Source organism: Leptolyngbya sp. CCY15150 (assembly GCF_016888135.1).
Lineage (GTDB): Bacteria > Cyanobacteriota > Cyanobacteriia > RECH01 > RECH01 > RECH01.
On record NZ_JACSWB010000249.1, the window covers coordinates 1 to 8,028 of the forward strand.

10 protein-coding genes are annotated in these 8,028 nt (G+C 49.8%); 4 read left to right on the top strand and 6 right to left on the bottom strand.

The window, feature by feature from the left end:
• Positions 1 to 112 precede the first annotated feature (112 nt).
• The 3 genes from JUJ53_RS19410 (at position 113) to JUJ53_RS19420 (ending at position 3,705) form a co-directional block, all read left to right on the top strand.
• Positions 113 to 1,069: a type IV pilin-like G/H family protein gene (locus JUJ53_RS19410; RefSeq protein WP_204153694.1), complete on the top strand. Its 957-nt coding sequence runs from the start codon at positions 113 to 115 to the stop codon at positions 1,067 to 1,069.
• A 68-nt stretch (positions 1,070 to 1,137) separates the two neighbouring features.
• Positions 1,138 to 2,025 carry an aspartoacylase gene (locus JUJ53_RS19415; protein ID WP_343327995.1) on the top strand — a complete coding sequence of 296 codons (888 nt, stop codon included), beginning with the start codon at positions 1,138 to 1,140 and terminating at the stop codon, positions 2,023 to 2,025.
• A gap of 261 nt (positions 2,026 to 2,286) precedes the next feature.
• Positions 2,287 to 3,705, top strand: coding sequence for an IS110 family transposase (locus tag JUJ53_RS19420; protein WP_239125219.1), 1,419 nt, complete (start codon positions 2,287 to 2,289; stop codon positions 3,703 to 3,705).
• Positions 3,706 to 3,855: 150 nt separating this feature from the next.
• Here the strand turns inward: JUJ53_RS19420 and JUJ53_RS19425 are convergent, their stop codons facing one another.
• The 6 genes from JUJ53_RS19425 to JUJ53_RS19450 form a co-directional block, all read right to left on the bottom strand.
• Positions 3,856 to 4,791 (bottom strand): IS5 family transposase, encoded by a 936-nt coding sequence (locus tag JUJ53_RS19425; protein WP_204153696.1) that lies wholly within the window; start codon positions 4,789 to 4,791, stop codon positions 3,856 to 3,858.
• A 106-nt stretch (positions 4,792 to 4,897) separates the two neighbouring features.
• On the bottom strand, positions 4,898 to 5,107 hold the full coding sequence (locus tag JUJ53_RS19430) for a toxin-antitoxin system, antitoxin component, Xre family protein (protein ID WP_204153697.1): 210 nt from the start codon (positions 5,105 to 5,107) through the stop codon (positions 4,898 to 4,900).
• A 38-nt stretch (positions 5,108 to 5,145) separates the two neighbouring features.
• The gene (locus tag JUJ53_RS19435) at positions 5,146 to 5,340 is read right to left on the bottom strand and encodes a hypothetical protein (RefSeq protein WP_204153698.1); all 195 of its coding nucleotides are present in this window, start codon (positions 5,338 to 5,340) and stop codon (positions 5,146 to 5,148) included.
• A gap of 159 nt (positions 5,341 to 5,499) precedes the next feature.
• Positions 5,500 to 5,976: a hypothetical protein gene (locus tag JUJ53_RS19440; protein WP_204153699.1), complete on the bottom strand. Its 477-nt coding sequence runs from the start codon at positions 5,974 to 5,976 to the stop codon at positions 5,500 to 5,502.
• Positions 5,977 to 6,052: 76 nt separating this feature from the next.
• A complete protein-coding gene (locus tag JUJ53_RS19445; RefSeq protein WP_204153700.1) occupies positions 6,053 to 6,226 on the bottom strand; it encodes a hypothetical protein in 174 nt (57 codons plus the stop codon).
• 360 nt (positions 6,227 to 6,586) lie between these two features.
• Complete coding sequence (locus JUJ53_RS19450; RefSeq protein ID WP_204153701.1) at positions 6,587 to 6,940, bottom strand: hypothetical protein; 354 nt, start codon at positions 6,938 to 6,940, stop codon at positions 6,587 to 6,589.
• A 400-nt stretch (positions 6,941 to 7,340) separates the two neighbouring features.
• Here JUJ53_RS19450 and JUJ53_RS19455 point away from each other — a divergent pair, with 400 nt between their 5' ends.
• A complete protein-coding gene (locus JUJ53_RS19455) occupies positions 7,341 to 7,841 on the top strand; it encodes a hypothetical protein (protein ID WP_204153702.1) in 501 nt (166 codons plus the stop codon).
• The last annotated feature ends 187 nt before the right edge of the window (positions 7,842 to 8,028 follow it).

Sequence of the window (8,028 nt, forward strand, 5' to 3'; positions counted from 1 at the left end):
TTAGTTGCTCGATATCCAAATAGATGTAGTAGCTATAAGATCGATCGGTTTCAGACTAAGAATTGATTGCTTTTCCTAATTCCGATTAAGTCTATTGTTCAAAGAGGAAATCATGTCAGTCATTCTTAAATTGATTCCGTGGCTATTCGTCGGCTTAACCGCTGCTTTACTCCATCTCGCTTTTACCTCTCAAGCTTATTTGCAAATCTTACTGTTACTCTTGGCGATCGCCCTGATTATTCCAGGTATAGAAAAATCCCCGGCAGGGACATTACCAATTTTTCGCTCCACGATTGTGCGATGGCTGCTGTGGCTTTGCCTCATACTTGCGGCAGTCGTGACTTTTGTCTCCACACACCCAAACAGTGAACAAAGAATAGCGCAAAGAGTCGCTCTGTTGCATGTAGATACAATCATCAGAGATCAGCAAATATATTACCTGGAACGAGGAACATTCGCTGCCTCTATGCAAGAGTTGCTAATTTCAATCCCAGAAAACTCATATTATCGCTACGATTTAGCAGTTCAGAATACCGAGCCTTCCAGTGTCAAAATTACCGCAACCGCATCTCCTGACTATCCTCTCAAAAGTTATACAGGTGCAGTGCTTGAGGTAGGAACAGGAGCAGAAGCGACCTCCGTAAAGGTGATCTGCGAAACGCGGAAACCGTCGGAAGTGCCGCCCGCAATGCCCAACGCAACCACATCGAGTCAGGATCAACTGACTTGTCCTGCGGGTTCACAAGATGTAACAACAGAGATATCGGATTCTAGTGCGGCTTCCCCGAGAACAAGTCCTTCCAGCACACAAGACATCCCCAGTATTGAAGAGACGACCTGGAAATGGAACTCTGAAGAGACAGTCACATTCCTGCCTGGAGGAACTGTTACTTTTAGCAACTCCGAGGCAGGTGGAAGCTGGCAGCAAGACGGCGATCAAGTGAAATTTGATAGCAACAACTTCACGATGTTTGAAGTAACGGTGAATAGCCGCGAAATGACAGGTCGATGGTATCGCATAGAGGAGCCATCTACGGGCACTTCAACTTTTTTGGAGAGAGTTGATTAACCTTGTGTTCACAAGAAAGCGCTCTTGTTTTGAATTGAGGGAGTTTTAAACCCATGACATCCCATTCCATCTCACCGATTCAACAAGTTTTAATTGTGGGCGCAACTCATGGCAATGAATTTACTGGCGCTTACGTGATTAAAAAGCTGGAGCAATATCCCAACCGCATTCGGCGATCGACGTTTGAAACCCTGACCTTGCTGGCTAATCCCCAGGCTTTTGCTCAGTCACGCCGATATGTAGACACAGATCTCAATCGTTGTTTTCGACAACAGGATTTGCAAGACTTAACCCGCTCTGCGTATGAAGAAATTCGCGCCAGAGAAATCAATGCTCTCTTTGGCAAACGTGGTAAAACCCCGGTGGATGTGATTCTTGATCTCCATACTACAACAGCCAGCATGAGCTTAACTGTGATCATCGACTCACATCCCTTTAACTTGCGGTTAGCGGCTTATCTTCAGCAAATAAATCCTTCTGTTAAGGTGTTTGTTCTGCCGAAACTGGAGGATGGATATTCTGGCTTGCCGTCTATCTGTGGATTAGGTTGCACAATTGAAGTGGGGGCAGTAGCTCCCGGGGTTTTGCAAGCTGAACCGTTCCAGCAGACTGAAGCCTTAATTGACCATGCGTTAGATTATCTGGAATATCACAATCGAGGTGAGGTGCCACTATTGGGACGGGTACTGACGGCATATCAGCAAGTGGGGACGATCGACTATCCCAGAAATACTGCTGATGAGATCGAAGCCATGATCCATCCACAACTTCAATTTAAAGATTACGAACCGCTGCATCCAGGAGATCTGATGTTTCTACTGTTAAGTGGAGAGGAGATCGCTTACACAGGTCATGAAACAGTCTATCCTGTTTTCATCAATGAAGCTGCTTATTATGAGAAGGGAATCGCAATGGTTTTGACTCAAAAACAGCAGTTTGAACTTGTAACAACGTGAGTCTCCAACGGAGGGGGTGCGGTAAGACGCAAAGAAACAGGGTGGAGCAGCACTGAGGGATCATATTCTGGAGATGGGTAGCGCCTATCAGCTAAGACCGCAAGAACACTGGTGCATTAGATCCGTCGTGAGTCTGGTTCTGGAATCAACAGCGAAAGGCATGGGTGAAAAGGGGCGTTCCCTTTATCCCGTTTAGGAGAATCTATCGATGGCTGATTCTAGGATAGGGGCTGCCCTCTGTTGATAGCCAGGGTCATCACCATGCCACAATCATCTCATCCGTTGAGCGCTCAAGGCGTTGAAGCCAGCACAGTTGTCGGTCATAGGGACACGAGATCGGGTTTTGGGCTGCTGAAGCCGAATGCAGCGGGCATCGATATTGGAGCGAGTAGCCATTGGGTAAGCATACCGCCAGAGCGGGATGCCCAATCGGTGCGAGAGTTTGGATGCTATACGCCGGATTTTGAGGCTTTGGTGGAATGGTTAAGACAGTGCAACGTTGAGACCGTGGCGATGGAATCGACGGGGGTGTATTGGATAGCCCTGTATGAATTACTCGAACGCGAGGGGTTTGAGGTGATTCTGGTGAATGCGCAGCACCTCAAGCATGTGCCGGGTCGCAAAAGCGATGTGCTCGACTGCCAATGGATCCGCCAACTCCACAGCTATGGACTCCTCTCGGCGAGCTTTCGACCGGCTGAAGCGATGTGCGTGCTGCGGCAGTACATTCGGCAGCGGGACAGGTTGATCCAGTCGGCAGCCCAGCACATTCAGCGGATGCAAAAAGCATTGACGCAGATGAACCTGCACCTGCATCGGGTGCTGATTGACCTCACCGGGCTGAGTGGGATGCGGATTTTGAAGGCGATTGTGGCGGGAGAACGCGACCCCCAGACCTTGGCGGCGCTGAAGCACGAGCGGGTGCGCAAAAGTGAGGCTGAGATTGCCGCCGCCCTCAGCGGCACCTATCGGGAGGAACATCTCTTTGTTCTGGGCCAGGAGTTAAGCCTCTATGAGACCTATCAGCAGCAGATTGCCGCCTGCGATGCCCAGATTGAGACCTACCTCAATCAGCTACCCAGCCCCCTACCCCCGCATGAGCAACCCCAACCCAAGGTCGTGCGTAAAGCGGTTCAAAATCAACCCACCTTTGACCTAGCCACCCACTTACATCGCATCAGTGGGGTCAATTTCTGTGCAATGGATGGCTTAGGCCCCTTGACGGTGCAAACCATTCTCTCAGAAGTGGGCTTAGACCCAACGCGCTTCGGTAGCGCTCAGCGTTTTGCTTCCTGGCTCGGATTATGTCCGGGCAGTGCCATTTCGGGGGGCAAACGAAAAAGCTCGAAGACTCGTCGCATTAGCAATCGAGCGGCCAATGCTTTTCGCATCGCAGCCATGGCCGCCGGGAAGTCTGATTCGGCTATCGGAGCTTTCTTTCGACGACTCAAAGCCCGCTTAGGGGCACCTAAAGCCATTACCGCCACGGCCCACAAGCTCGCCCGCATTTTCTATCACCTATGGTGTACGGGGCAGTCCTACGACGATGTTGGTGCAGAACACTATGAGCAACAGTATCGACAACGCAAGCTCAAATATTTACAAAAACAGGCCGCCGCCTTAGGTCTTGAACTGTCCCAAGCGACACAGGAGGAGACCCTGACGCAAGATGTTTCTTAGGAGTTCGACAACAATGAGGGTGCAAAAGAAGCTGAACCAGGGGATGAACCTCTAAATAGAAGCCCTGACACTCCATTCAAAATTTTGCGGAGTCATACGGCTTTGTTGCATGAATAAATAAAGCCAGATTTTCCTTTTGCCATCTCATCATTAAGCTTCAACCTTGTAGCTATCGGGCTTGGCGATCTGAATCATCCGGTTGAGCGCAACACATTGGATGAATAATTCTACAGCTTGATGATCAAAGGTACGGGCCCTGAGCTTACCGCCAAAGATCGTCTTCAAGCGAAACATGGTGGTTTCGGCAATCGAGCGGCGATGGTAGCCAGAGTCGCGCTTCCATCGTTGGCGTCCATGCTTGCGAAGGTAGCGCAGGTTCTCATCTCTCGGGTGCGGCGTTCCTTTGCCATTGCCATGCTGCCAGATTTTGGCTCCTTTGCGCGGTGGAATGACGGCGTTCGCTCCTTTGTTCTCAATCTCGTCGTAGCAGTGGCGATGGTCATAAGCGCCATCGGTGGACACCTGCTCAATGTCACCCTCAATCTGCTCCAGGATAGCTTGAAGCACGTCGCCATCCGCTAGGTCATTCGTGGTCACGACCATCGCTACAATCTCGCCTGTGGCTTCATCGACACCCACGTGCAGCTTGCGCCAAGTGCGTCGCTTGCTGATGCCATGCTGACGAGCTTTCCATTCTCCTTCGCCATAGACTTTCACCCCCGTCGAATCCACCACCACATGACGAGCACCTTGCTTAGGCATGATCGGTAAGGCAATAGACAGGTTTCCCATGCAACAAGACAGCGTGCTGTGGTCTGGCACCGGTAGATCGATGCCCATCAACTCGAACACCGATTCAAGAAATCCCTGGCACTGTCGTCCAGCTAACCCATAGATGACGTTGACGCTCGCCATCGTCAGAATCGCTAGGTCGCTATAGAGGATAGAGGCACCGGGTTTGCCACTCAAATCCTCTACAACCCACTGCTCCAAGACGGATGGGTCGATCCAGAAGGTGAGGCTTCCTCTCTGCTTCAATCCAGCGTTATACTCAGACCAGTTGCGGATGCGGTATTGAGGTTTCATGGCAGCTTTAGGTGTGGTAACTGAAATCTACCATGGCTCTACCCCTCCGCAACCCCTCTTCATGCAACAACGCCTATCCCACATTAATTTGACGCACTACCCAAACTCATAGGTCATTGTAGGCTTCATCCTCCGGGTTGTCCCATACCTGAGCACAGGCAGGCTCAGATGCTCGGGTTGCAGCTATCACCAACTGGCGGTCTAGATAGCGCTGGCTTAGAAAATCAATGAAGTCTTCAATTTCGGCAACTTGGGTTGGCGAGAACTGCCGAATTTTTTCAATTAGATTAATCTCTTGCTCAGATAAATGTGGCATCAGGCATTCTCCATGACATACGTTACTTGCCCAAACAATCAATAGGTTTTCACGTCTTCAAAGCTTCCCCGCTTCGCCGTTCCTGCCTTTATCACCTGAAACGTTTCCTGAGCATTCGCCGCAATCTCACCCCGTCGCACTTCACCCCGGCGTTTATGAATTAGCTCAAACAGTAGCTCTTGATCTTCTTCAGAGAGCTCTTCAATCGACTCAATAATGTCTTGTAACGTCATCAGTTAACCTCCAAGTCAAAGCACACCTTGGCTAGTTGCCTAGTTGCCTAACGTCGGGCTCTTGGCCGCTTTTGGTGATCCATCCACGGAGAGCTATAAACAATATTGAAACACCGACAGAGCCGCTTTCAGGAGCCGCTGTTGCCTGTTCAGCAACGCCTATTGTTCATCTCTTGGATTTGGTAAATCATCGGGGTCATAACCCATTTGAGCGATCCAGTTGCGAAGATACTGAGAGTCAGCCTGGGCCAAAACTTCGTAGTCCATGGCTTCTTTTAGATAGCCCTCCATTTGCTCAAGTGTGCTAGCCAACCGCTCATCGCGATCTTGCTCAGACCGAGCAACCCCAAATGCTGTATCAAAGCGCCGCTCAAGAGTTTCAGTTGCAAGCGCTATCAAAAGCGTTAAGGCTTGCTTGTTCCCTCGAAAGCACTGCCAAGTCCAGTAGGTGATGACAACATCTAGATCGAGGGCATTGAATCTGCTTTGCCCTCTTCCCTGGGAAACCTCATCAATTTCAAAAATCGCGGGCGTATAACCTTCTCCACGTAAGGATTTGAAGGCTTTTGATGACAAAAAATCGCGGGCGTTTCTTTCTGACAACCCAACAATCTCAGCCGCCTGAGACTGGCTCATGCGATAACTGCCATCGGGCAACATGAATCCTTCAACCTCTAGCACCCCGATCTGAATCCTGGCCCGCCGTGCTAGTTCACTCATAGCGCTCCTCTTTTTGATCTCGCTTCATGGGGGGACGCCAGTTCTCCATCTCGCGCTCTAAAAGGTAGCTGATGAGATTGGACAGCGATCGCCCTTCCACGTTCGCACGCTGTTCTAGCTTTGACGACAACGCATCACTCACACTGGCAAAAACTCTTTTGGCCACAGTCTTCATACCTCAAGCTTTGCACAATAGTATCCTTCAATTGCTTATATCAATACAAGTACCACTCATTGTTGTATATATGCAACTAAACAATACTATTACATCACCATGATGTAACATCAGCGCAACGAAGACGTCTTCCCTCGTCACACTAGTGTTAGCGATCGCTCTCACCGATCGCCCATTGACTCAGTAGTCGAATGGGGTGCTCACATCGCGGACAGCAGGACAGTAGCGATCGCGGTTGAAAAGGCGATCTCACCTTTCAGTCATTAGGGATGTTTGGCGATCGCTGACTGGCATGAGTGGGTCAATCAGGGTTACGAATGTAGGTAAAGTTTAAGACCCAGTGGCATGAACCTATGCATCAGCATGAATTGCCTGACGTTGGGAATAGATTTCCTCCAACAACAGGTCGCGGAGTTCGTCGGCAATCTCGTCGGGTGGATTGCCTGCCAGTGCCCGACCGATCAAACGTTCTGCATCTCGAAGTTGATGACACTCGATCGCTAGGACTGCTGCACTGCGGTGCAATACAGAGCGAGTGGGTTCCAAGTCGAATTGGTTGGCAACCAAGTCAGCGGCAGCACGTTCTTTGGTGAAAGCGGCTCTCGAAAGTACGATTACGGCTTCAGCATCGCCCCGTTGACGAGCCAGAATCGCCTGGTCAACCAATTTCATTGCTTCTCGGTGAAGGGTTTCTACGTCCTGCATTTTTCTACAATCCGTGTTCTGGGGGTGCCAAATTCAACGACTGCAATGTAGCCAGGAGCCACAGTGTCTGAGGGGCTAATCTGCCTTAGCTTCATATTAACTCTGGAAATGAAGGCCGATCGCTGGTCAACGACGCCGATCGCAACCTTATCGACCCGTCCCCAACAGATGAGTATGAGCCAAAGATGAGATTAGCCAAACTTGCAACAGCCTATTTGCCAAGGCTGCTGGGCTTAACCATCAAGCCGAAATTGAACGAACTATCGGCACCAGCCACACCATCTTATTCAAACCACTCGAAGCATGGGTGCAATCTGTTGTACAGTGGTTACAAACCTAATCCGTCAGCACCCGTGATCGTAGTTTTGCAGTACCCGTTTAGAGTTATCGGAGTTCAGTTTTGAGCATTTTTCAAAGTCCTCAACGAGTTGCGATCGCCCTACGAGACAACACCCTCAGCGAACGCGAAAAACTCAATTTTCTTTGGGTTTTGTTTGCACTCAGTGGTATTTTTGGTGAAGAGAGTGTTTTAGTAGCGATTCGAGCATTGTCAAGCGGATATGGCCTGCTTCTGGCTGTGCCCTGGATCATTTTGATTTGGGGAACTATTGCCAGTTATCGGGCTAACCGGCGGGGCGACAACCAGAACTTCATTGAGCGCTTTATTGGCTTGACAGCGTCTCTATCAGTTCGGGCTTATCTCGTCTACGCCATACTGCTTATCCCCATTCATTTTCTATCGAGGCTGATTTTTTCATCGCAATTAAACGTGTTTCAATTTCTCACGAACCAGCTTGTTGTTATTGGCATGACGCTATACATCTATGTCCGTCTTAAGTCACTCATGGTGATCGCTGCTGGCAGTAGGGGTCAAGAGGGTGCACCCAGCTCTGAAGCCTAGTTTTGAGGGACTGGACTCCTTGAAAGGCTCTGAACTAGTTGCTGAACCATCTATTTTTCCGAGGATTGCACTGCCTTTCGCTTGCCCCAGGGTTTAAGGGTGGACACGATAATGACTGTCAGGAGTGCCAGAGTTTGCAATGCACCAACGAGAGTCACGGTGGTTTGTAGCGTGAGATAGTCAGGAC

What these genes read in the sequence shown, in the direction of transcription:
- JUJ53_RS19410 (WP_204153694.1), top strand. Translation starts at nt 113, where the DNA reads ATGTCAGTCATTCTTAAATTGATTCCGTGGCTATTCGTCGGCTTAACC.
- JUJ53_RS19435 (WP_204153698.1), bottom strand. Translation starts at nt 5,340, where the DNA reads ATGACGTTACAAGACATTATTGAGTCGATTGAAGAGCTCTCTGAAGAA.
- JUJ53_RS19430 (WP_204153697.1), bottom strand. Translation starts at nt 5,107, where the DNA reads ATGCCACATTTATCTGAGCAAGAGATTAATCTAATTGAAAAAATTCGG.
- JUJ53_RS19425 (WP_204153696.1), bottom strand. Translation starts at nt 4,791, where the DNA reads ATGAAACCTCAATACCGCATCCGCAACTGGTCTGAGTATAACGCTGGA.
- JUJ53_RS19450 (WP_204153701.1), bottom strand. Translation starts at nt 6,940, where the DNA reads ATGCAGGACGTAGAAACCCTTCACCGAGAAGCAATGAAATTGGTTGAC.
- JUJ53_RS19420 (WP_239125219.1), top strand. Translation starts at nt 2,287, where the DNA reads ATGCCACAATCATCTCATCCGTTGAGCGCTCAAGGCGTTGAAGCCAGC.
- JUJ53_RS19440 (WP_204153699.1), bottom strand. Translation starts at nt 5,976, where the DNA reads ATGAGCCAGTCTCAGGCGGCTGAGATTGTTGGGTTGTCAGAAAGAAAC.